The sequence below is a fragment of the Paraburkholderia mimosarum LMG 23256 = NBRC 106338 genome (genome assembly GCF_000739815.1).
GTDB classification, from domain to species: Bacteria; Pseudomonadota; Gammaproteobacteria; order Burkholderiales; family Burkholderiaceae; genus Paraburkholderia; species Paraburkholderia mimosarum.
This window is the reverse complement of record NZ_BBJJ01000033.1, coordinates 57,760-78,318: the sequence shown is the minus strand read 5'-3', so window position 1 is coordinate 78,318 and position 20,559 is coordinate 57,760. Positions and strand designations below refer to the sequence as shown.

The 20,559-nt window shown below is 66.6% G+C and carries 17 protein-coding genes and 1 pseudogene; 12 read left to right on the top strand and 6 right to left on the bottom strand.

Going from position 1 to position 20,559, the window contains the following annotated elements; all coding sequences use genetic code 11:
• From BMI01S_RS22935 to BMI01S_RS22915, 5 genes are all read right to left on the bottom strand, one after another.
• A partial coding sequence (locus BMI01S_RS22935) for a patatin-like phospholipase family protein (RefSeq protein WP_174480129.1) occupies positions 1 to 330 on the bottom strand: 330 nt, incomplete at its 3' end.
• A 102-nt stretch (positions 331 to 432) separates the two neighbouring features.
• A complete protein-coding gene (locus tag BMI01S_RS22930; protein ID WP_036044214.1) occupies positions 433 to 1,185 on the bottom strand; it encodes a PhaM family polyhydroxyalkanoate granule multifunctional regulatory protein in 753 nt (250 codons plus the stop codon).
• Between the two features lie 217 nt (positions 1,186 to 1,402).
• Positions 1,403 to 2,227: an enoyl-CoA hydratase/isomerase family protein gene (locus BMI01S_RS22925; protein ID WP_028229980.1), complete on the bottom strand. Its 825-nt coding sequence runs from the start codon at positions 2,225 to 2,227 to the stop codon at positions 1,403 to 1,405.
• Positions 2,228 to 2,286: 59 nt separating this feature from the next.
• A complete protein-coding gene (locus tag BMI01S_RS22920) occupies positions 2,287 to 3,453 on the bottom strand; it encodes an ABC transporter substrate-binding protein (protein WP_042290682.1) in 1,167 nt (388 codons plus the stop codon).
• A gap of 180 nt (positions 3,454 to 3,633) precedes the next feature.
• Positions 3,634 to 4,620: a fumarylacetoacetate hydrolase family protein gene (locus BMI01S_RS22915; protein WP_028209258.1), complete on the bottom strand. Its 987-nt coding sequence runs from the start codon at positions 4,618 to 4,620 to the stop codon at positions 3,634 to 3,636.
• Positions 4,621 to 4,746: 126 nt separating this feature from the next.
• Between BMI01S_RS22915 and BMI01S_RS22910 the strand changes: the two genes are divergently transcribed.
• From BMI01S_RS22910 to BMI01S_RS22880, 7 genes and pseudogenes are all read left to right on the top strand, one after another.
• On the top strand, positions 4,747 to 5,664 hold the full coding sequence (locus BMI01S_RS22910) for an IclR family transcriptional regulator (protein ID WP_028229979.1): 918 nt from the start codon (positions 4,747 to 4,749) through the stop codon (positions 5,662 to 5,664).
• Between the two features lie 129 nt (positions 5,665 to 5,793).
• The gene (locus tag BMI01S_RS22905; RefSeq protein WP_063619579.1) at positions 5,794 to 7,215 is read left to right on the top strand and encodes a DUF3108 domain-containing protein; all 1,422 of its coding nucleotides are present in this window, start codon (positions 5,794 to 5,796) and stop codon (positions 7,213 to 7,215) included.
• A gap of 451 nt (positions 7,216 to 7,666) precedes the next feature.
• Positions 7,667 to 8,455: a 3-oxoadipate enol-lactonase gene (pcaD, locus tag BMI01S_RS22900; RefSeq protein WP_028209256.1), complete on the top strand. Its 789-nt coding sequence runs from the start codon at positions 7,667 to 7,669 to the stop codon at positions 8,453 to 8,455.
• A 173-nt stretch (positions 8,456 to 8,628) separates the two neighbouring features.
• A complete protein-coding gene (locus BMI01S_RS22895) occupies positions 8,629 to 8,886 on the top strand; it encodes a BTH_I0359 family protein (protein ID WP_028209255.1) in 258 nt (85 codons plus the stop codon).
• Between the two features lie 213 nt (positions 8,887 to 9,099).
• The gene (locus BMI01S_RS42585; protein ID WP_028209254.1) at positions 9,100 to 10,170 is read left to right on the top strand and encodes a homocysteine S-methyltransferase family protein; all 1,071 of its coding nucleotides are present in this window, start codon (positions 9,100 to 9,102) and stop codon (positions 10,168 to 10,170) included.
• A gap of 33 nt (positions 10,171 to 10,203) precedes the next feature.
• Positions 10,204 to 12,939 (top strand): annotated as a pseudogene (gene metH / locus BMI01S_RS22885) (methionine synthase); the annotation flags it as partial.
• A gap of 267 nt (positions 12,940 to 13,206) precedes the next feature.
• Positions 13,207 to 13,410: a hypothetical protein gene (locus tag BMI01S_RS22880; protein WP_028209252.1), complete on the top strand. Its 204-nt coding sequence runs from the start codon at positions 13,207 to 13,209 to the stop codon at positions 13,408 to 13,410.
• Positions 13,411 to 13,552: 142 nt separating this feature from the next.
• Here BMI01S_RS22880 and BMI01S_RS22875 read toward each other — a convergent pair whose 3' ends face one another.
• Positions 13,553 to 13,882, bottom strand: a complete 330-nt coding sequence (locus BMI01S_RS22875; protein ID WP_036044212.1) for a DUF1840 domain-containing protein — start codon at positions 13,880 to 13,882, stop codon at positions 13,553 to 13,555.
• A gap of 357 nt (positions 13,883 to 14,239) precedes the next feature.
• On the opposite strand from BMI01S_RS22875, the gene argS reads away from it, so the two are divergent.
• The 5 genes from argS to BMI01S_RS22850 all read left to right on the top strand — a co-directional run bounded on the left by argS (position 14,240) and on the right by BMI01S_RS22850 (position 20,522).
• Positions 14,240 to 16,024, top strand: coding sequence for an arginine--tRNA ligase (gene argS / locus BMI01S_RS22870; protein ID WP_028209250.1), 1,785 nt, complete (start codon positions 14,240 to 14,242; stop codon positions 16,022 to 16,024).
• Between the two features lie 143 nt (positions 16,025 to 16,167).
• Positions 16,168 to 17,007: an SPOR domain-containing protein gene (locus tag BMI01S_RS22865; RefSeq protein WP_036044253.1), complete on the top strand. Its 840-nt coding sequence runs from the start codon at positions 16,168 to 16,170 to the stop codon at positions 17,005 to 17,007.
• A gap of 211 nt (positions 17,008 to 17,218) precedes the next feature.
• Entirely contained in the window at positions 17,219 to 17,872 is a 654-nt protein-coding gene (locus tag BMI01S_RS22860) for a thiol:disulfide interchange protein DsbA/DsbL (protein WP_028209248.1), read from the top strand.
• 11 nt (positions 17,873 to 17,883) lie between these two features.
• The gene (locus tag BMI01S_RS22855) at positions 17,884 to 18,660 is read left to right on the top strand and encodes an SDR family oxidoreductase (protein WP_036044251.1); all 777 of its coding nucleotides are present in this window, start codon (positions 17,884 to 17,886) and stop codon (positions 18,658 to 18,660) included.
• A 233-nt stretch (positions 18,661 to 18,893) separates the two neighbouring features.
• The gene (locus tag BMI01S_RS22850; protein ID WP_042290677.1) at positions 18,894 to 20,522 is read left to right on the top strand and encodes an ABC transporter substrate-binding protein; all 1,629 of its coding nucleotides are present in this window, start codon (positions 18,894 to 18,896) and stop codon (positions 20,520 to 20,522) included.
• Positions 20,523 to 20,559: the final 37 nt, after the last annotated feature.

The window sequence follows — 20,559 nt, the reverse complement described above, 5'->3', positions numbered from 1 at the left end:
CACGCTGCCGGCCGCCCAGCCGAACGCGAGCGCGCCGAGCCAGCGCGCGCCCGCCGCGGCGACGCCTGGCCAGTCCGTGCGATAGACCTGGCTTGCGCGCATGTTCGACCAGAGCTCGACGAGGTGCGCCGCGCCGTGCGCGAAGTGGTCGGCGTGGCTCGCGATCGAGGTGGCGTTGATCGCGCCCGCCGAAGTGCCGCAGATCACCGTGAAGGGCATGGCGCGGCGCGCGGGCTCGGCCGCGCGGGCCAGTTCGGCAAGCGCGCGCAACGCGCCGGCCTGGTAGGCCGCGCGCGCGCCGCCGCCCATCATCACGAGCGCGAGCCGCATGATGCCGACGCTCCCCGTTTTTGCCTTTCTGTTGCCTTTCTGTTGCCCCTCTTTGCCCTGCTGCGGCATCCGCCAGCACGATGCTGCGTGACGCGGCGCGCCTTACTCCGGCCGTGCCGGCGCCTTCTTCGCGCTGCGCGGCGCGCTGCGGCCCGCGCCGCCGTTGCTTTCGCTATTCGCGTTGCCGCCGCTTCGTTTGGCGGCGCTGCCGCCGCTGCTGCGTTTGGCCGTCGCGGCCTCGGTTTTCGCCTGCGCTTCGCTGACCGCGTCGGCGGCAGCTTGCGCGGCCTGGGCCGCGGCGGCGGGCTGCGCCAGGGCGAATTGCGCGAGCTGGTTGAACTGCGCCTGCACGAGGTTCCACCACGAGCCCGCATCGAAGCCCGGCGCGGCGGAAGCGGACCCTTCGGGCGCTTCGCCGGCATTCGCGGCTCCGGGTCCGGCGGCCCGCTCCTGCGCAGCGCCCGCTTTGGGCGGTTCGGGTTCGGGGGTGGACGGATTCATCTGCGCCTTCGCGAAGGCCCCGAACGCGCGGAGCGTGGAGAGCGTCGCGCGCTGCACCTCGAGCGCCTGGGTGGCGGACTGCAGCATGCCGAGATTGAGCTTGAGCCATTGCTCGACGGCGCGCAGATCGGTGATGCGCTTGTCGAGTTCCTCGATGCTGGTGAGCGGCGTCATCATGTCGGTCATCATCGACAGCGGTGGGCCGAAGGCTTGCGCCGCGCCTGCCTCGGCTCCCGGAAATGCACCGCCGAACGGCGTGAGGCGCATCATCCCCCACATCTGGTCGAGCATTTCGGCGGGCGGAAAGGCGGGAAAGCCCGGGAACGGCGGCATTGAGCCTGCTGGGTCGGTCATGCGGATCTCCCTCGCGTTAATAGGTGCATGGATAAAGTGGTCGGACGCCCGCGCGCGACTTCGCGGCATGTCATGTGCATGAGGGCACGAGCGTTTGCGCGTAACCGGTGTCTTCGATGATAGCGCGCGCATGGCGCCGCGTCGCATGAACATCGTGCGATGCAATAGCTGTGCGCGTTTCCACAATCAAACAAAGCAAGCCGCGATTCAGCGCAGATCAGAACGGATCGCCTCCCGGAAACTCCGGCGTGCGCCGCTCGCGCAGCGACTGCACGCCCTCGCGCACGTCGGGCCCGGAAAAGCCCATGAATTCGAGCGCGAGCGAAGCGTCGAACGTGGGCCCCGCCGTGCGCAGCCAGTTGTTGAGCGCGTACTTGGTCCAGCGCACCGCGGTTTGCGAGCCGTTGGCAAGACGCTTCGCCACTTCGAATGCCTTCGGCAGCAAGTCGTTTTCGTCCACGGCGAGCGAAACGAGGCCGATGCGCTCCGCCTCCTCGCCGCTCACCGGCTCGCACAGCAGCAGGTAATACTTCGCCTTCGCCATGCCGCACAGGAGCGGCCAGACGATCGCCGCGTGGTCGCCGGCCGCGACGCCGAGGCGCGTATGGCCGTCGATGATGCGCGCCGACTTCGTGGCGATCGAGATGTCGGCGAGCAGCCCCGCGACGAGCCCCGCGCCCACGGCGGGACCGTGCATGGCCGAGACGATCGGCTTGCCGCAGTTGATCACGTTGTAGACGAGGTCGCGCGCTTCGCGCCACACGCGCGCGCGCACGTCGAAATGCGTGGCCATGTCCTCGACGAGCTGCAGGTCGCCGCCCGCCGAAAAGCCCTTGCCCTCGCCGCGAATCACGGCGACGCGCGCGTCGGGGTCGCGGTCCACGTCGCGCCAGATCTCGGCGAGTTCACGGTGCATGTGCGCGTCGGCGGTGGCGAGGCCGCTCTTGTTCGCACCCTCGCCGCTCATCACGATCTCGACGATGCCGTGCTCGTGCCGCCGCACGCGCAGGGCGTGATAGCGGGCGTAAAAAGGATCGTTCACGGGCGGACCTCCTTTGCTTCGGATGACTGATTACGTGAATGCGACTGCAGTGCGGCTCATCAATGCTGCTGATAAACCCACTTGCCGTCGCGGATCTCGACCATCACGCGCGCATGCGGGTCGAGGCCGAGGTGATCGGTAGCGCTCATGTTGACGACGCCGTTGGTGTCATGCAGGTCGCGCGTCGCTTCGAGCGCGTCGCGCAGCGCATGGCGGAACGCGGGCGTGCCGGGCGCGGCGGCCTTCAGCGCAACGGGGATCGCGTTGCCGAGCAGCAGGCCCGCATCCCACGTATAGGCGCCGAACGCCGACACGGTGCCCGCGCCATGACTTGCTTCGTAGCGCGAAATATAGTCGAGCGCGAGGCGTCGTCCGGGCTGGTCCTCGGGCAGCTGCGCCGCGACGAGCACCTGGCTCGCGGGCAGGAAGGTGCCGTTGCAGTCGGCGCCGCACACACGCAGGAAGTCGCGGTTGCCCACGCCGTGGTTGTGATAGACGAGCCCCTTGTAGCCGCGCTCCTTGAGCGCCTTCGGCGGCAACGCGGCGGGCGTGCCGGCCGCGCCGACCACGACCGCGTCGGGATGCGCCGCGACGATCTTGAGCACCTGGCCCGTCACGCCCGGATCGGTGCGATTGAAGCGCTCGTTCGCGACGAGCTTGATGCCGTGCTGCTGCGCGGCCTTCGCGATTTCGGCGTAGAAGGTTTCGCCGAGCGCGTCGGCCTGGCCGATATACGCGAGCGTCTTCACGTTGTGCGCGGCGGCGTGTTCCATGATCGCGCCGGCCATCATCGCGTCGGTTTGCGGCGTCTTGAACATCCAGTGGCGCTTGTCGTCCACGGGCTCGATGATCTTCGCCGACGAAGCGAGCGAAATCGTGGGCGTCTCCCCCTGCGCGATCACGTCGAGCATCGCGAGCGAGTTGGGCGTGATCGAGGAGCCGATGATCGCGTCGACATGCTGCTCGTCGATCAGCTTCTTCGTGTCCTGCACGGCCTGGGTCGTGTCGGAGGCGTCGTCGAGCACGATGTACTGGACTTTCTGGCCCGCGATTTCAGCGGGAAACATGGCGGCGGTGTCGCGCGCGGGAATGCCGAGCGAAGCGGCGGGTCCCGTGAGTGAAAGCACGAGGCCGATCTTGACCTGCGCGAGCGCGAAGGCCGGCGAGAAAAGGCCGGCAAAAAAGGCAAATCGTGCGGCAAGACGGCACGGGCGAGAGGCGTTCATCGTGTCTCCGGTTATCGAGCGTATTCTGCGTACGGCTTCGGATGCGGCTTGCTTCTACGGCTTGTGCTTCTGTTGGTCTCCTGCTGGTCTCGTCGAACTCCCGCGAAGAAAACGGGCGTTCGCCAGTGTAGCCGCGCGCGCGCCGCGCGGCATCCGGCGAAACCCTTCAGCCCTCACGTGTCATTGCGCGAGCGGCGCCACCGCCTGATCGATCGCGCCGAAAATCGACTTGCCGGCTTCGTCGAGCATCTCGATCTTCACGCTGTCGCCGAACTTCATGAATTCCGTGCTCGCCTGCCCGTGCTCGATCATCTCGAGGCAGCGCTTCTCGGCGATGCAGCAGTACCCGCGCTTCGCGTCCTTGTTCGAGACCGTGCCCGAGCCGACGATGGCGCCCGCGCGCAGGTTGCGCGTCTTCGCGGCGTGCGCGATCAGTTGGCCGAAGTGGAACACCATGTCCGTGCCCGCGTCGGGCTGGCCGACCTTTTTGCCGTTCCAGTGCACGACGAGCGGCAGGTGCAGGCGGCCTTCGCGCCAGTGCTCGCCGAGTTCGTCGGGGGTGACCGCGACCGGCGCGAACGCGCTGGCCGGCTTGCTCTGGAAGAAACCGAAGCCCTTCGCGAGTTCCGCGGGAATGAGGTTGCGCAGCGAGACATCGTTGGCCAGCGTGACGAGACGCACGGCCCTGAGCGCTTCGTCGGGGCTCGCGCCCATCGACACGTCGCCGGTGACGACCGCGACCTCGGCCTCGAAATCGATGCCGAACGCCTCGGATGCGCACACGATGTCGTCGCACGGCCCGATGAAGTCGTCGCTCCCGCCCTGGTACATGAGCGGGTCGGTCCAGAACTCGGCCGGCATCTCGGCGCCGCGCGCGCGGCGCACGAGCTCGACGTGATTCACATAGGACGAGCCGTCCGCCCACTGGTACGCACGCGGCAGCGGCGCCATGCAGTTGCGCGCGTCGAAGCTGAACGCGTTGCGGGCGCGCCCGGCGTTGAGCGCGTCATACAACTCGGCGAGCTGCGGTGCGTAGAAGCGCCAGTCGTCGAGCACCCGTTGCAGCGTGGGCGCGATGGCGTCGGCAATGGCGGCGCTGCGCAGGTCGCGCGAAACGACGATCAGTTGCCCGTCGCGGGTGCCGTCCTTCAGCGTGGCAAGTTTCATGGAGTGAGGCGTGAGTGACGATAAGGGAAATGTATTCTACGATGGTGAATCGGCGCGGCCCAAGCGGTTGCGCCGCTGCCTGCAGTCGGGATCCGCCCCGAACGCGCCCCAAACGACAACGTCTCCATGCCGCCTATCGCCCGATCCGCCTCGTCACGCGCGAGCGCCACCGCCACGAACGCCGAAGATCCCGGCGACGATCCTGCCAACCTCGCCGACGCTACTGCCGAATCCGCCGATGCGAACGAAGCCGGCGAGGAAAAGCTGCGCTCCGGGATCCAGTCGATCGAAGTGGGTTTTCGCCTGCTGGAAGTGCTCACGAGCGAGCCGCGCGCGATGATGCTGCGCGACCTCGCGCAGCGCGCGGGCATGAGCCCCGCGAAGGCGCACCGCTATCTCGTGAGCTTCATGCGGCTCGGCATGGTCGCGCAGGACCCGCTCTCGGGACGCTACGAACTGGGCGGCTTCGCGCTGCAGCTCGGCCTCGCCCGCCTCGCACGCGTCGACGGCGTGAAGCTCGCGCGCATCGCGCTCGCCGAACTGCACGATGCGCTCGACGTCACCGTGGGCATCGCCGTGTGGGGCAACCAGGGGCCGACCGTCGTGCACTGGATGGAATCGAGCCACCCCGCCAAGGCATCGCTCAAGCTCGGCGACGTGATGCCGATGCTCAGCTCCGCCACGGGCCTCCTGTTCGCCGCCTGGCTGCCGCGCAGCAAGACCGCCCCGATGATCGAGCGCGAACTCGCGCTCGCGCAGCACGACTCGCATGGCTCGACGCCGCGCACGACGCAAGCGCTCGAACTCGCGCTCGCGCAGGTGCGCGAGCACGGCGCGGCTCGCGTGGAAGGCATGCTGCTGCCGACCATCCACGCGTTCTGCACGCCCGTGTTCGATGCGAGCGGCGACCTCGCGCTCGGGCTCATCGCGCTCGGTCACGAAGGCGCCTTCGATAGCCGCTGGAACGGCGCGGTGCATACCGCATTGCGCGCGTGCGCCGAGAAGCTGTCATACGAATTGGGGTACAGTCCGACGCCGCGCTGAACCCCGTGGCGATCGGGCCTCCTGGCCTATGCCCGCGAGTCACGTGCCGCGCTTTCTGCGGCCCCCCGGTGGGTTGTGTCACATTAACGTATCCATACGAACCGCCCGCATACCGCCACGAACCGCCCGATGTCCACGCCCGCCGCCTCCCGCGAGGCACGCCGCCTCGCCTGCGACAACCGCACGCCCATGCGCGTGCGCACCTGGCGCTGGGTCGGCGTTTTTATCGCGGTGACCGCCTTCCACTGGCTCGCAGCCGAGTGGTTCGAGCGGCATCACAGTGCGCCGCCGTCCGCCGCGCATGTGCGCGTGCCTGTGCAGGTGGCGCTGCTCAAGCCCGAGCGCATCGAGCGCGAAGCCCGGCCCGCGGGCCCCGCGGTTGCGCCGTCACATGCGGCGCCAAAACCCGCGCCGAAGCGCACGGAGCCGCATACGCTGCATGCCGTGACGCCGCCAAAGCCGCATCCGAAGAAGCCCGCCACGCCGAGCGCCGCCGCACCGGACACCGAGGCGGTCTCCGCGCCCGATGCCGCATCGGCCGCAGACGCCGCCGACGCCAACGCGGGCACCGCAGCAAGCGCGGCGCCCGGCAACGGCAAGCAGCCATCCGCGCAAGCGAGCGAGGCCTCGCATGGCCCCAAGTTCTCGGTCCCGCCATCGGGCGATCTGCAGTACGACACGTTCTACAACGGCGTGCGCAACCAGCCAGGCACGATCCACTGGTCGAGCGACGGACAGCGCTACGAAATGGTCGTCACCGTGCCTCTGCCCTTCGTGGGCGACTTCAGCTGGACGAGCAAGGGCCGCGTGGACGCCTTCGGCCTCGCGCCCGATCAGTACATCGAAAAGCGCGGCCATCGTCCCTCCGACGTGACGGTCTTCAATCGCACCGACAAGCAGATCGTCTTCACGCGCACGCCCAACTCGCTCGCTCTGCCCGATGGCGCGCAGGACCGTTTCAGCATGGTGATGCAGCTCGCGAGCCTCGTGCGCGGCAACCCCGACGCGTACACGCCGGGCGTCACACGCGAGTTCTATGTCGCCGATAACGACAGCGGCGAGACATGGCCCATCACCACGATCGGCGACGAAACCGTGAGCACCGATCACGGCTATCTCAGCGCGCGTCACTTCATGCGCCTGCCACGCCGCGAGGGCGACAAGCGGCGCATCGATGTGTGGCTCGCGCCTTCGCTCGGATGGCTGCCGGTGCGGCTCCTGCAGACAGAGCCGAATGGCAATCAATTCGAGCTGGTGTGGCGCGGCCCCCTCACGGCGCCCGCCGCAGGCACCGCAACCCATGAGCCAGCACCGGCGCCCGAAGGCGCCGCGAGCGCTACGTCCGACACAACATCGGCACAATCGGCACAATCGGCACAATCGGCAACCCCGGGCATCACGCCTCCTGCTGCACCCGCATCGCCAGGCGAGGCGCAAGCGCAACCGCCCGTTCCCCCAGCCAATACGCAGACGGAATCCCTGCCGCAGGCACCCATGGACGACGCACAACCCACCCCGGCCTCTCCCGATCCGGAGCTCGAACATCCTTGAGCGTGCGGCCGCACGAACTATTCGATTCAAGCGGCCCGCTTTACGACACAAATTCACAAAATGGCGCATACTGAACTGAAGCCACGTGAGAAGGATCGCGAGGCATCGCGCGCACCCTGAACGGCCAGGAACAAGCAGACAAAATACGGCAAGACCACGGCGCGCAGAAACCGGAACGAGCACCGAAACAGGTAGCGAAAGGCACGAAAAGCAGAAACGCAAATCGGGGACCATCACGATTCAACGCTGCAAACAATCGGAAAAAAAGCGGAAAAAGCAGCGCATACGAAGCAAACGACGCATCAAACAGGGACGCGACCGACACGGTAACGAACATCGCATCGCGCAATATCTGCGCACCTCGGGTGCGCGGCTTGCTCCACCAGCATCGCGTGCATGCAGTACCTCGCAAACGGCTTGACTCCCAGCCTGGAAGGCGAAGGAGGAACCCATGCAAGTGACTGTCAACGGCATCGATACGCACTATGTCTTCGACGACAGGAGCGGTGGGTCCGCGCTGGCGTTCATTCATCAGCTGGGCGGCGACCTTTCGGTGTGGGACACGCTAGCTGGCCATTTCCGCCATCGCCACAACGTATTGCGCTATGACATGCGCGGCCATGGCACGAGCGCCGTCGCGAGCGAGCCCTTCGGCATGGGGCAGCTCGCCGCCGATCTCGATGCGCTTTTCGAGGCCAACGGCATCGAGCATGCGCATGTCGTCGGCATCTCGATGGGCGGCATGATCGCGCAGCAGTTCGCGCTCGATTACCCCGAGCGCGTCATCACACTCACGCTTTGCGACACGGCAAGCCATACGCCGCAAGAAGCGCGCGCAACATGGAACGATCGCGCGGCCGCCGTGCGACGCGAAGGTCTCGGGGCCCTCGCCGATGCAACGATGACCCGCTGGTTCACCGCGGATTTTCGTCACACGCACGCGCCGACCGTCGAGCGCATATGCGAGGTTTTATTACGGACCCCTTCGGAAGGCTATGCGATGGCCTGCGAGGCGCTGCGCGACTTCGACGTGGAAAAGAGGCTCGCGCAACTGCGCGTGCCGACGCTCGTGGTCGCGGGCCGCCACGACAGCGGCACACCGATGGCAATGACACAGGCGCTCGCGAGGGCCATAGAGGGGTCGCATTTCGTGGTGCTCGATGCAGCGCATCTGGCCCCGGTAGAAGAGTCGCACCGTTTCACAGCGTTGCTCGAAACGTTTCTCAAGCAGTTGGCCTAAGCAGTTCGAATCAACGGCAGCGACGCAGTCGCGGCAGACGCAGTCGAGAAGTGAACGAAAGAGGGAGAGCAGTTCTCATAAGAGGTGATGCGGGACCCACCCCTTGAATTCCAGAACGAACGCTCCAAGTATTGGCCGAGAGGTCAGGGAGCACAGGAAAAAGGAGTGTCGCCATGCAAATGATCTACAACAGTCCCAACTATTGCGTCGTCGAGTTTCCACCGCAGGACGGCCACAGCGCCATGCGCGCTGGCGGCTACGAGATCGTCGACAAGAACGCGCGCCGCGAGCTCTTCATCGACGGCGCGATGGCGGCACGTTTTCGCGAAGACGTGCAAAAGCTGATGGATGCGGAACAAGGGCTCGACGAGGTCGACGAATTCCTCGGACAGTTCGACATCCTCATGCAGCAACCCGTCGTGCTTCACTGACGCTCGCGTACCCAGCGGCACTCAGCGCGCAGCGTTGTTCACACGAAACCCCGTCCGGCTTGCCGGGCGGGGTTTTTCTTCTTTGGCCCCCGGCCATTGCCTGTCATTGCCCGCCGGGTGCCGCCGGGCGTTTGCCCGGCCAGCGAGCCGCCCCGGCTGCGGCTACAATGTGAGGTTTCCCAGTTCAACCGGCTCCATGCCCGTCCGCGATCCATGAACCAGCCCGCCGCCCTTGCCTCGCACCCCGCCGGGGATGCCAAATACACGCGCGGCGCAGCGCTTCCCGCGCTGCTCGCCTCGCGCATCCTCATCCTCGACGGCGCGATGGGCACGATGATCCAGCGCTACAAGCTCGACGAAGCCGCATACCGTGGCGAGCGCTTCAAGGACTACCCGCGCGACATCAAGGGCAACAACGAGCTGCTGTCGCTCACGCAGCCGCAGATCATCAGCGAGATTCACGAGCAGTACCTCGCGGCGGGCGCGGACATCATCGAGACCAACACGTTCGGCGCGACCACCGTGGCCCAGGACGACTACGGCATGGGCGATCTGGCCGTCGAGATGAACGTCGCGTCGGCGAAGCTCGCGCGCGCCGCGTGCGACAAGTACTCGACGCCGGCCAAGCCGCGCTTCGTCGCGGGCGCGATCGGGCCGACGCCGAAAACGGCGAGCATCTCGCCCGACGTGAACGATCCGGGCGCGCGCAACGTCACGTTCGAAGAGCTGCGCCGCGCGTACTACGAGCAGGCGAAGGCGCTCATGGAGGGCGGCTGCGACCTCTTCCTCGTCGAGACGATCTTCGACACGCTCAACGCCAAGGCCGCGCTCTTCGCGCTCGACCAGCTCTTCGAAGACACGGGCGAGAACCTGCCGATCATGATCTCGGGCACGGTCACCGACGCCTCGGGCCGCATTCTCTCGGGCCAGACGGTCGAGGCGTTCTGGAACTCGCTGCGCCACGCGAAGCCGCTCACGTTCGGCCTGAACTGCGCACTGGGCGCGGCGCTCATGCGTCCGTACATCGCCGAGCTCTCCAAGCTGTGCGATACGTACGTCTCCTGCTATCCGAACGCGGGCCTGCCCAACCCGATGAGCGACACGGGCTTCGACGAAACGCCCGCCGATACATCGGGACTGCTCAAGGAATTCGCGAGCGCCGGTCTCGTGAACGTGGCGGGCGGCTGCTGCGGCACGACGCCCGAACACATCGCCGCCATCGCGAAGGCGCTCGCCGACATCAAGCCGCGCCGCTGGCCCGGCCAGTATCGCGACGCCGCCTGACGACGCGCCCGCTCCGCTCACACCCGACAACACACGATCCGGTCCCACGCCATGACTGACCATACCCTGCGCCTTTCCGGCCTCGAACCCTTCAACGTGACCGAAGGCGCGCTCTTCATCAACGTTGGCGAGCGCACGAACGTGACCGGCTCGAAGGCATTTGCGCGGATGATTCTCAACGGCCAGTTCGACGAGGCGCTCGCCGTCGCGCGCCAGCAGGTCGAAAACGGCGCACAGGTCATCGACGTCAACATGGACGAGGCCATGCTCGACTCGAAAGCGGCGATGGTGCGCTTCATGAACCTGATCGCGTCCGAGCCCGATATCGCGCGCGTGCCGATCATGATCGACTCGTCGAAGTGGGACGTGATCGAGGCGGGCCTGCAGTGCGTGCAGGGCAAGGCCATCGTCAACTCGATCTCGCTGAAGGAAGGCAAGGAGCAGTTCGTTCATCACGCGAAGCTGATCCGCCGCTACGGCGCGGCCAGCGTGGTGATGGCGTTCGACGAGCACGGCCAGGCCGACACGTTTGCGCGCAAGACGGAAATCTGCAAGCGCTCGTACGACATTCTCGTGAACGAAGCGGGTTTCGCGCCCGAGGACATCATCTTCGATCCGAACATCTTCGCGGTGGCGACGGGTATCGAAGAGCACAACAACTACGCGGTCGATTTCATCGAAGCCACGCGCTGGATCAAGCAGAACCTGCCCTACGCGAAGGTGAGCGGCGGCGTGTCGAACGTGTCGTTCTCGTTTCGCGGCAACGACCCCGTGCGCGAGGCGATCCACACGGTGTTCCTCTACCACGCCATTCAGGCGGGCATGGACATGGGCATCGTGAACGCGGGCCAGCTCGGCGTCTATGCCGACCTCGACCCGGAGCTGCGCGAACGCGTGGAAGACGTGGTGCTCAACCGCCGCGACGACGCCACCGACCGCCTGCTCGAAATCGCCGACAAGTTCAAGACGGGCGCCGCAAAGAAGGAAGAGAACCTCGAGTGGCGCAACCAGGACGTCGAAAAGCGTCTCGCGCATGCGCTCGTGCACGGCATCACGAACTTCATCGTAGAGGACACCGAAGAAGCGCGCCAGAAGATCATGGGCGGCGGCGGCCGCCCGATCAACGTGATCGAAGGCCCGCTCATGGACGGCATGAACATCGTCGGCGACCTGTTCGGCCAGGGCAAGATGTTCCTGCCGCAGGTCGTGAAGTCGGCGCGCGTGATGAAGCAGGCCGTGGCGCACCTCATTCCGTTCATCGAGGAAGAAAAGCGCCTGCTCGCCGAAGCGGGCGGCGACGTGCGCGCGAAAGGCAAGATCGTCATCGCCACCGTGAAGGGCGACGTGCACGACATCGGCAAGAACATCGTCTCGGTCGTGCTCCAGTGCAACAACTTCGAAGTGGTGAACATGGGCGTGATGGTCCCGTGCAACGAGATCCTCGCGAAGGCGAAGGTCGAGGGCGCGGACATCGTCGGCCTCTCGGGGCTCATCACGCCGTCGCTCGAAGAAATGGCGTACGTCGCGAGCGAAATGCAGCGCGACGACTACTTCCGCATAAAGAAGATTCCGCTGCTCATTGGCGGCGCGACCACTTCGCGCGTGCACACGGCCGTGAAGATCGCACCGAACTACGAAGGACCGGTCGTGTACGTGCCGGACGCGTCGCGTTCGGTTTCGGTGGCGTCGAGCCTGCTTTCGGACGAAGGCGCGGCGAAGTACCTCGACGAGCTCAAGGCCGACTACGAACGCATTCGCGACCAGCACGCGAACAAGAAGGCGCAGCCTTTGGTGACGCTCGAAGAGGCTCGCGCGAACAAGACGAAGATCGACTGGACGAACTTCAAGCCCGTGAAGCCGAAGTTCATCGGCCGCCGCGTGTTCAAGAACTTCGACCTCAACGAACTGGCGAACTATATCGACTGGGGCCCGTTCTTCCAGACTTGGGATCTCGCGGGCCCTTATCCGCAGATCCTCAACGACGAGATCGTGGGCGAGTCGGCGCGCAAGGTGTTCTCCGATGCGAAGTCGATGCTGTCGCGTCTGATCCAGGGCCGCTGGCTGCAGGCCAACGGCGTGATCGCGCTGCTGCCCGCGAACACGGTCAACGACGACGACATCGAGATCTACACCGACGAGTCGCGCAGCAAAGTGGCGCTCACGTGGCGCAACCTGCGCCAGCAGTCCGTGCGCCCGGTGGTCGATGGCGTGATGCGCCCGAACCGCTCGCTCGCCGACTTCATCGCCCCGAAGGATTCGGGCGTGGCAGACTATATCGGCATGTTCGCGGTCACGGCGGGCATCGGCGTCGACGTGAAGGAAGCGCAGTTCGCGAAGGACCACGACGACTACAGCGCGATCATGCTCAAGGCGCTCGCCGACCGTTTCGCGGAAGCCTTCGCCGAGGCCATGCACGCGCGCGTGCGTCGCGACCTGTGGGGCTACGCCGCGAACGAAGCACTCGACAACGACGCGCTGATCGCCGAGAAGTACGTGGGCATTCGCCCCGCGCCCGGCTATCCCGCCTGCCCGGACCACCTCGTGAAGCGCGACATGTTCGACTTCCTGCAGGCCGGCGAAGTCGGCATGAGCGTGACGGAATCGCTCGCCATGCTGCCGGCCGCGAGCGTATCGGGCTTCTATCTCGCGCACCCGGACAGCACGTACTTCTCGGTCGGCAAGATCGGCCAGGACCAGCTCGCCGACTACGCGCGACGCATGGCGCTCTCCGAAGAAGACGCGCGCCGCGCCCTCGCACCGCAGCTTTAAGCCGAAGTTCCAGGCGACAGCGCGCCGTCGAAGCGGCGCGCTTCCCGCGGGCTGCGTTGCGGTACGGCCCGACATACGCCATCCGGCAAGACGAAAATTACGCGCGCGCGATTTTTCGGCTTTGTAAGATGGCCCGGCAACACCCTTCGTATCGCCTGCATGACACCCGGCCGGGCGCGGCGCCGCATTGCGTGCCCCGCCGCGCCGGCTTGATCATCAGCCAACCCTGAAAACGCAAAATTAAAGCAACCTCGACGGAGAAATCGTATGAAGAAGCTGATGTTGATGTTGACCGCCTTCGGCGTCGCGGCCATGGCACAGCCGTCGTTCGCCCAGCCGGCCGCACCGGAGCAGGCGAGCCCGGTGTCGTCGTATTCGGCGCCCACCGAAAAGCACGTGAAGAAGCCGAAGAAAAAGAAGGCCAAAAAGTCCGAGGCGTCAGCGGCCGAGGCAGCGCCCGCCAGCGAGTGATGTGAACAAAAGCAAAGAGCCCGCGGATTGCGGGCTCTTTGCTTTTGGTGCATGGAGGCGGGGAAAACGCTATCGTGGCCGTCGCAACGCTGTGGGTGCGTCGGATGGACGCACCTGGCCTGCGTGCCGGACACTGCGTGCCTCAAAGCCCCCAGACGATGTCGTTCCCTTCCTTCTTCGCGGCGCGCAGCATGTCGAGGAACGGGAACGCGCGCTGGGCGAGACCCACCGCCGGTTCATGGTGATGCTCGCGGCCGTCTTCGCCTTCGTGAAAGTGGCCTTCGTGCTCGGCGCGCTCTTTCTTGTCCGTGGCAATGGCCGTCTCGAGCTTCGTGATGGCGGTGTCGAGCTCGTCATGGGTGATCACACCGCGCGGGCCGAGCCGCTTGCCGATGATGCCAAGAAGGTATTGCGCGAGGTTCTCAAGCATCGTGACGTCAGGCGCCGCGTGACACTTAAAAGTAACCAGCATGTCTGCTCCCTTTATGATTTTCCGGATCCGCGCTTGACGCTCCGGCCTCCGAAGCCAGGCGGGCCAAGGCGGCCCGCGACGCGCTACCTCATTTCACATATTAGCACCTGCTAAAATCCGTCAGGACGGAATTAGCCGCAGGGCGCGGCACCTGGGCGTCCCGGCATCAGGTACGCCGCCGCGCCGCCTGCCGCAACGCGGCCGCCCGCGCATCGTTGTACCCGGGCTGGCCCGCCGCGGACGGCGCGCCCCCAGTCGTTCCAGCGGCCGGCGCCGGCAGCGCCCAGGCTCGAGCCCCGCCTGGACTTTGCCGGCGCCGGCCCCGCATCCCTTTACCCGCACAGGACCTGCAACAGCATGCTGCCCGCACAGAAACACACCCTGGAGACCCTGCTCGCGCGCGCCGTCGCCCAGGTGGCAAAGGCCACCGAAGGCGCGAGCGAAGCCGCATTCGTCGTGCCGCCGATCGCGCTCGAGCGCCCGAAGGTCGCCGCGCACGGCGACGTGGCCTGCAACGTCGCGATGCAGCTCGCCAAGCCCATGCGCGCGAATCCGCGCCAGCTCGCGCAGCAGATCGTCGAGGCCACGCTCGCGCAGCCCGAGGCCGCCGGCCTCGTCGAAGCCGCCGAAGTGGCCGGCCCCGGCTTCATCAACCTGCGTCTGACGGCGGATGCCAAGCGCGCCGTGATCGGCGCCGTGTTCGAGCAGGGCGAGGCATTTGGCCGCTCGTCGCGCGAAGCCGGCAAGCGCGTGCTCGTCGAGTTCGTTTCGGCGAACCCCACGGGCCCGCTGCACGTGGGCCACGGGCGCCAGGCCGCGCTCGGCGACGCCATCTCGAACGTGCTCGCCTCGCAGGGCTACGACGTGCACCGCGAGTTCTACTACAACGACGCGGGCGCGCAGATCGGCAACCTCGCCGTCTCCACCCAGGCGCGCGTGCGCGGCTTCAAGCCCGGCGACGCCGAGTGGCCCGAGGCCGCGTACAACGGCGAATACATCGCCGACATCGCGCGCGACTACCTCGCGGGCGAAACCGTCGCCGCGAAGGACGGCGAGCCCGTGAAGGGCGCGCAGGATCCCGACGACCTCGAGGCGATCCGCCGCTTCGCCGTGGCCTACCTGCGCCACGAACAGGATCTCGATCTGCAGGCGTTCGGCGTGAAGTTCGACCGCTACTACCTCGAATCGTCGCTGTACACGGAAGGCCGCGTCGAGAAGACGGTCGAGGCGCTGGTCGCATCGGGCGAGACCTACGAGCAGGAAGGCGCGCTGTGGCTCAAGACCACCGACTACGGCGACGACAAGGATCGCGTGATGCGCAAGTCCGACGGCACCTACACGTACTTCCTGCCCGATGTCGCGTACCACGTCACCAAGTGGGAGCGCGGCTTCACGAAGGTCATCAACGTGCAGGGCTCCGACCACCACGGCACCATCGCGCGCGTGCGCGCGGGCCTGCAGGCGCTCGGCATCGGCATTCCGAAGGGCTATCCCGACTACGTGCTGCACAAGATGGTCACGGTGATGCGCGACGGCCAGGAGGTGAAGATCTCCAAGCGCGCGGGCAGCTACGTGACGGTGCGCGACCTGATCGAATGGTCGGGCGGCGCGAACCCCGGCAGCGAAGTCTCGCCCGACCTGCTCGACGAGGCGACCATCCGCCGCGGCCGCGACGCCGTGCGCTTCTTCCTCATCTCGCGCAAGGCCGACACCGAATTCGTGTTCGACATCGATCTCGCGCTGAAGGAAAACGACGAAAACCCCGTGTACTACGTGCAGTACGCGCACGCGCGCATCTCGTCGATCCTCGGCGACTGGCAGGGCAAGTTCGGCGGTGACCTCGCCGCGCTGCCCAAGGTCGATCTCGCGCCGCTGTCGAGCGAGCGCGCGCTCGCGCTCATCGCGAAACTCGGCGAATTCCCCGACATGCTCACGCATGCGGCCAGCGAGCTGGCGCCTCACGCCGTGGCGTTCTACCTGCGCGAACTCGCCGCTGAGTTTCACTCGTTCTACAATGCCGAACGCGTTCTCGTCGACGACGTCGCCGAGCGCGACGCCCGCGTCGCCCTGCTCGCGGCCACGCGCCGCGTGCTGGCGAACGGTCTCGCCCTGATCGGCGTGTCGGCGCCGGAGCGCATGTAAGCGGATTGCGGGCCGCCGCCACGCGCGGCGGCGATGCCGCTGCGCCGGCCGCCCGCGCGCAGCGCACGAAGCAACATGTTTGGGGCCGCCGCCTCGCGCGGACGGCCATTCCAGAATTCTCTTGTTTGCAGGTGATTCAGACGATGGCAAAACCGCGCCGCACTACAAAGCAGCAGTCGAAGCAGTCCGGGGGCACCTTTCTCGGCATCGTGCTGGGCCTGATCGTCGGCCTCGCGATCGCGGTGGTGGTGGCGCTCTATATCACGCGCGCGCCCACGCCGTTCGTCTCGAAGGTCGCACCGCCGGCTGCTTCCGAAGTGAGCCAGAACAACGAGCAGGTGGACCCGAACCGCGTGCTGCAAGGCAAGTCGCCCGGCCAGCCGGTGCCGCAGGCCGCGCAAAGTACGCCGCCCAACACGGCGCCGGGCCAGACCACGAGCCAGTCGCAATCTTCGGGCATGCTCGAAGAGCCGCAGATCGTCGAGGTGCCGCCCGCCGGCTCGAACAACAGCGCGGCGAACAACAACGGCGTGGCAGTCGCGCCGCAACCGTCGACCGGCGAAAGCGTCATGGGCGGCACCGCCATCGCGAAGAAGCCGCAATCGGCCGGCAATTCGACCGCCAACTCGGCCAGCAACGCCGCGCAGATCCTCGCTAACAACTCGCCGCAGAAGCCGGCCAACGCCGTGCCCACGCCGCCGGCCGCCAAGCCTGGCAGCGCCACGCCGGCGCCGGGCGACGCCAACACCGGCTACTTCCTGCAGGTGGGCGCGTACAAGACCTCGGGCGACGCCGAGCAGCAGCGCGCGCGCCTCGCGTTCCAGGGCTTCGAATCGAAGGTGACGCAGCGCGACGCCGGCGGCGTCACGTACTATCGCGTACGCATCGGTCCGTTCACGAAGTTCGATGAGATGAACTCGACCCGTCAGCGCCTGTCCGACGCCGGTATCGATACGGCCGTCATCCGTTTCACGAAGCAGTAAGCGCCGTCCGCGCCGCGCACTGCGCGCCCGCTCCTCCGAAGCTTCGCGCCATCGGAGAGGCCGGGCGGCTGTTCCCGGCGCGGGCTCATCGATACGTAGCACCCGCCAGACGCAAGGCGTCGCGCCCGCGCAAACCCTGCGCAGCGTGGCCGCCTGCCGGTGCGGCAAACCACCGGTCGCCGCCGGTTCAAGAACAACGGATTTCTACGCCATGAAACGACTTCTCGGTACGCTTTTGTTCTCGCTTTCGCTCATTGCGGGAGCCGCCCACGCCACGCCCGCCGCACCCGTGGCCGGCAAGGACTACACGATCCTGAAGACGCCGCAGTCGCTCGACGTGCCCGCCGGCAAGATCGAAGTGATCGAGTTCTTCTGGTACGGCTGCCCGCACTGCAACGCATTCGACCCATACCTCGAAGCGTGGGTCAAGAAGCAGGGTCCGGACATCGTGTTCCGGCGCGTGCCGGTCGCATTCCGTGACGATTTCATCCCGCACTCGAAGATGTACTACGCGCTCGACGCGCTCGGCCTTGCCCAGAAACTCACGCCGGTCGTGTTCCGCGAAATCCACGTGAACAAGAACTATCTGCTCACACCGGAAGAGCAGGCGAAGTTCCTCGCAACCCAGGGCGTCGATCCGAAGAAGTACATGGAAGCGTACAACTCGTTCTCGACGCAGAGCGCGCTGCAGCGTGACAAGGCCCTGCTCGACTCCTACAAGATCGACGGCGTGCCGACCATCGCCATCCAGGGCAAGTACGAAACCGGCCCGGCCATGGTCCAGGGTCCGGAAAACACCGCGCTGCCCGGCACGACCCTGGTGATGGACCACATCATCTCGCAGATCCGCGCGAAGAAGATGTGATGCAAGGCGCCATGCAAGACGCGCCCCTGAAGGTCTTCATCACCGGCGCGTCGAGCGGCATTGGCGCCGCGCTCGCCGCCGAGTACGCGCGGCGCGGCGCCGTCCTCGGGCTCGTCGCGCGCCGCGGCGAGGCCCTTGCCGGCTTCCGGCAGTCCCATCCCGATCATCCCGTCTCCATCTATCCCGCCGACGTGCGCGACGCCGATGCGCTCGCCGCCGCCGCGCGCGATTTCATCGCGCAGCACGGCCTGCCCGACATCGTGATCGCCAACGCGGGCGTGAGCCGCGGCGCGCTCACGGGCGAAGGCGACCTCGCTACGTTCCGCGACGTGATGGACACCAACTACTTCGGCATGGTCGCCACGTTCGAGCCGTTCGCCTCGGCGATGGCGCAGGCAAGGCGCGGCACGCTCGTGGGCATCGCGAGCGTGGCGGGCGTGCGCGGGTTGCCGGGCTCGGGCGCGTACAGCGCCTCGAAGGCCGCGGCGCTCGCCTATCTCGAAGCGCTGCGCGTGGAAATGCGGCCGTTCGGCGTGCCCGTTGTGACCATTGCGCCGGGCTACATCCGCACGCCGATGACCGCGAAGAACCCCTACCGCATGCCGTTCCTCATGGACGCGGACCGCTTCGCCGCGAAGACCGCGCAAGCCATTGCGCGCGGCACGTCGTTCGCGGTGTTTCCGTGGCCGATGCGCGTGGCCGCCATGCTGCTGCGCGCGCTGCCGCGCTGGGTCTACGACCGCGCATTCGAGAAGGCGCCGCGCAAGCCGCGCACGGCGAGCCACTGAGGTTCAGCTGCGAAGCGGGCCGCACACTCTGGCCCGCACACTCTGGCCCGCACGCCGGGTCCGCATGCATATGGGTAGGTGAATTAAATGGTTGTCCCGGCAATTTCCCTTCGCTAAGCTTGGCCCGTCCGGGCGCGCTTCCAGCGCTTCTCGCCGCTCCAGAACCAGATGAAAACGGGGCGCCGCGCGCCATCGCGCTCCATCGCGCTCCATCGAATAACCACGGAGATCCCATGCGCTTGACCTCGCCCACCGCGCCCGCGTTTTTGCGTTCGAATAGGCCAGCCTTCGTGCTCGTGGCCGCGTGCGCGCTCGCGGCCACGCCCGCGCTCGCCAAACCGCTGACGGTCTGCACCGAGTCGAGCCCCGACGGCTTCGACGTCGTGCAGTTCAACTCGCTCGTCACGACCAACGCGTCCGCCGACGTCATCTTCAATTCGCTCGTGGCTTACGACGAAGCGCAGAAGAAGGTCGTGCCCGCGCTCGCGGACAAGTGGGAAGTGAGCGCCGACGGCCTCAGCTACACGTTCCATCTGCGCCCCAACGTGCAGTTCCAGACGACCGAATGGTTCAAGCCCACGCGCGCGCTCAACGCGGACGATGTGGTCTTCACATTCGCGCGCATGCTCGACGCGAACAATCCGTGGCACAAGGTGGCCGGCGCGAGCGGCTTCCCGCACGCGCAGTCGATGGGGCTCGTGAAACTCGTGAAGTCCGTCACGAAGGTCGACCCGAACACGGTGAAGTTCGAGCTCAACGAGCCGAACGCCACGTTCCTCTCGATCCTCACCATGGGCTTCGCGTCGATCTACTCGTCCGAGTACGCCGACCAGCTGCTCAAGGCCGGCAAGCAGGTCGACCTCAACGCGCAGCCCGTGGGCACGGGGCCGTTCACGCTCAAGAGCTACACGAAAGATGCGCTGATCCGCTACGACGCCAATCCGACCTTCTGGGGGACGAAGCCGAAGGTGGACCGCCTCATCTACGCGATCACGCCCGACGCCGCCGTGCGCGCGCAGAAGGTGAAGGCCGGCGAATGCCAGATCGCGCTCTCGCCCAAGCCCCAGGACGTGGCGGCCGCGAAGCAGGACAACGCGCTCAAGGTGGTCGAAACGCCCGCGTTCATGACGGCGTTCGTCGCGCTCAACACGCAGAAGAAGCCGCTCGACAACCAGAAGGTGCGCCAGGCGCTGAACATGGCGTTCGACCGCACGACCTACCTCAAGGCGATCTTCGACAATACGGCCACGCCCGCGACGAATCCCTGGCCGCCCATCACGTGGGGCTACGACAAGTCGATCCAGCCGTATCCGTATGACCCGGCGAAGGCGAAGCAACTGCTGGCCGACGCGGGCTACCCCAACGGCTTCTCCACGACGATCTGGGTGCGCCCGAACGGCAGCGTGCTGAACCCGAACCCGCGCGCGGGCGCGGAGCTGTTGCAGGCCGATTTCGCGAAGATCGGCGTGAAGGCCGACATCAAGGTGATCGAGTGGGGCGAGCTCATCAAGCAAGCGAAGCAGGGCCAGCACGACACGCTCTTCATGGGCTGGGCCGGCGACAACGGCGACCCCGACAACTATCTCTCGCCGCTCTTCAGCTGCAATGCGGTGCAGTCGGGCATCAACTTCGCGCGTTTTTGCGATCCGCAGCTCGACAAGCTGATCGCCGACGGAAAGGCCACCGCCGATCAGGCCAAACGCGTGAAGCTTTATGAAGCCGCGCAGCAGATCATCCGCGATCAGGCGCTGTGGATTCCGCTCGGCTATCCGACCGCCGCGGCGATCACGCGCACGAACGTGAGCGGCTATCAGGTGAGCCCGTTCGGACGCCAGAACTTCGCGAGCGTCGCGGTGCAGTAACTGCAGGAGCACGCCGCGCGTGCAAGATTCGCGCGCA

What these genes read in the sequence shown, in the direction of transcription:
- BMI01S_RS22875 (WP_036044212.1), bottom strand. Translation starts at nt 13,882, where the DNA reads ATGCTGGTTACTTTTAAGTGTCACGCGGCGCCTGACGTCACGATGCTT.
- BMI01S_RS22920 (WP_042290682.1), bottom strand. Translation starts at nt 3,453, where the DNA reads ATGAACGCCTCTCGCCCGTGCCGTCTTGCCGCACGATTTGCCTTTTTT.
- BMI01S_RS22910 (WP_028229979.1), top strand. Translation starts at nt 4,747, where the DNA reads ATGCCGCCTATCGCCCGATCCGCCTCGTCACGCGCGAGCGCCACCGCC.
- BMI01S_RS22850 (WP_042290677.1), top strand. Translation starts at nt 18,894, where the DNA reads ATGCGCTTGACCTCGCCCACCGCGCCCGCGTTTTTGCGTTCGAATAGG.
- BMI01S_RS22855 (WP_036044251.1), top strand. Translation starts at nt 17,884, where the DNA reads ATGCAAGACGCGCCCCTGAAGGTCTTCATCACCGGCGCGTCGAGCGGC.
- argS (WP_028209250.1), top strand. Translation starts at nt 14,240, where the DNA reads ATGCTGCCCGCACAGAAACACACCCTGGAGACCCTGCTCGCGCGCGCC.
- BMI01S_RS22880 (WP_028209252.1), top strand. Translation starts at nt 13,207, where the DNA reads ATGAAGAAGCTGATGTTGATGTTGACCGCCTTCGGCGTCGCGGCCATG.
- BMI01S_RS22865 (WP_036044253.1), top strand. Translation starts at nt 16,168, where the DNA reads ATGGCAAAACCGCGCCGCACTACAAAGCAGCAGTCGAAGCAGTCCGGG.
- BMI01S_RS22930 (WP_036044214.1), bottom strand. Translation starts at nt 1,185, where the DNA reads ATGACCGACCCAGCAGGCTCAATGCCGCCGTTCCCGGGCTTTCCCGCC.
- BMI01S_RS22895 (WP_028209255.1), top strand. Translation starts at nt 8,629, where the DNA reads ATGCAAATGATCTACAACAGTCCCAACTATTGCGTCGTCGAGTTTCCA.
- BMI01S_RS22905 (WP_063619579.1), top strand. Translation starts at nt 5,794, where the DNA reads ATGTCCACGCCCGCCGCCTCCCGCGAGGCACGCCGCCTCGCCTGCGAC.
- BMI01S_RS22915 (WP_028209258.1), bottom strand. Translation starts at nt 4,620, where the DNA reads ATGAAACTTGCCACGCTGAAGGACGGCACCCGCGACGGGCAACTGATC.
- BMI01S_RS22860 (WP_028209248.1), top strand. Translation starts at nt 17,219, where the DNA reads ATGAAACGACTTCTCGGTACGCTTTTGTTCTCGCTTTCGCTCATTGCG.
- pcaD (WP_028209256.1), top strand. Translation starts at nt 7,667, where the DNA reads ATGCAAGTGACTGTCAACGGCATCGATACGCACTATGTCTTCGACGAC.
- BMI01S_RS42585 (WP_028209254.1), top strand. Translation starts at nt 9,100, where the DNA reads ATGAACCAGCCCGCCGCCCTTGCCTCGCACCCCGCCGGGGATGCCAAA.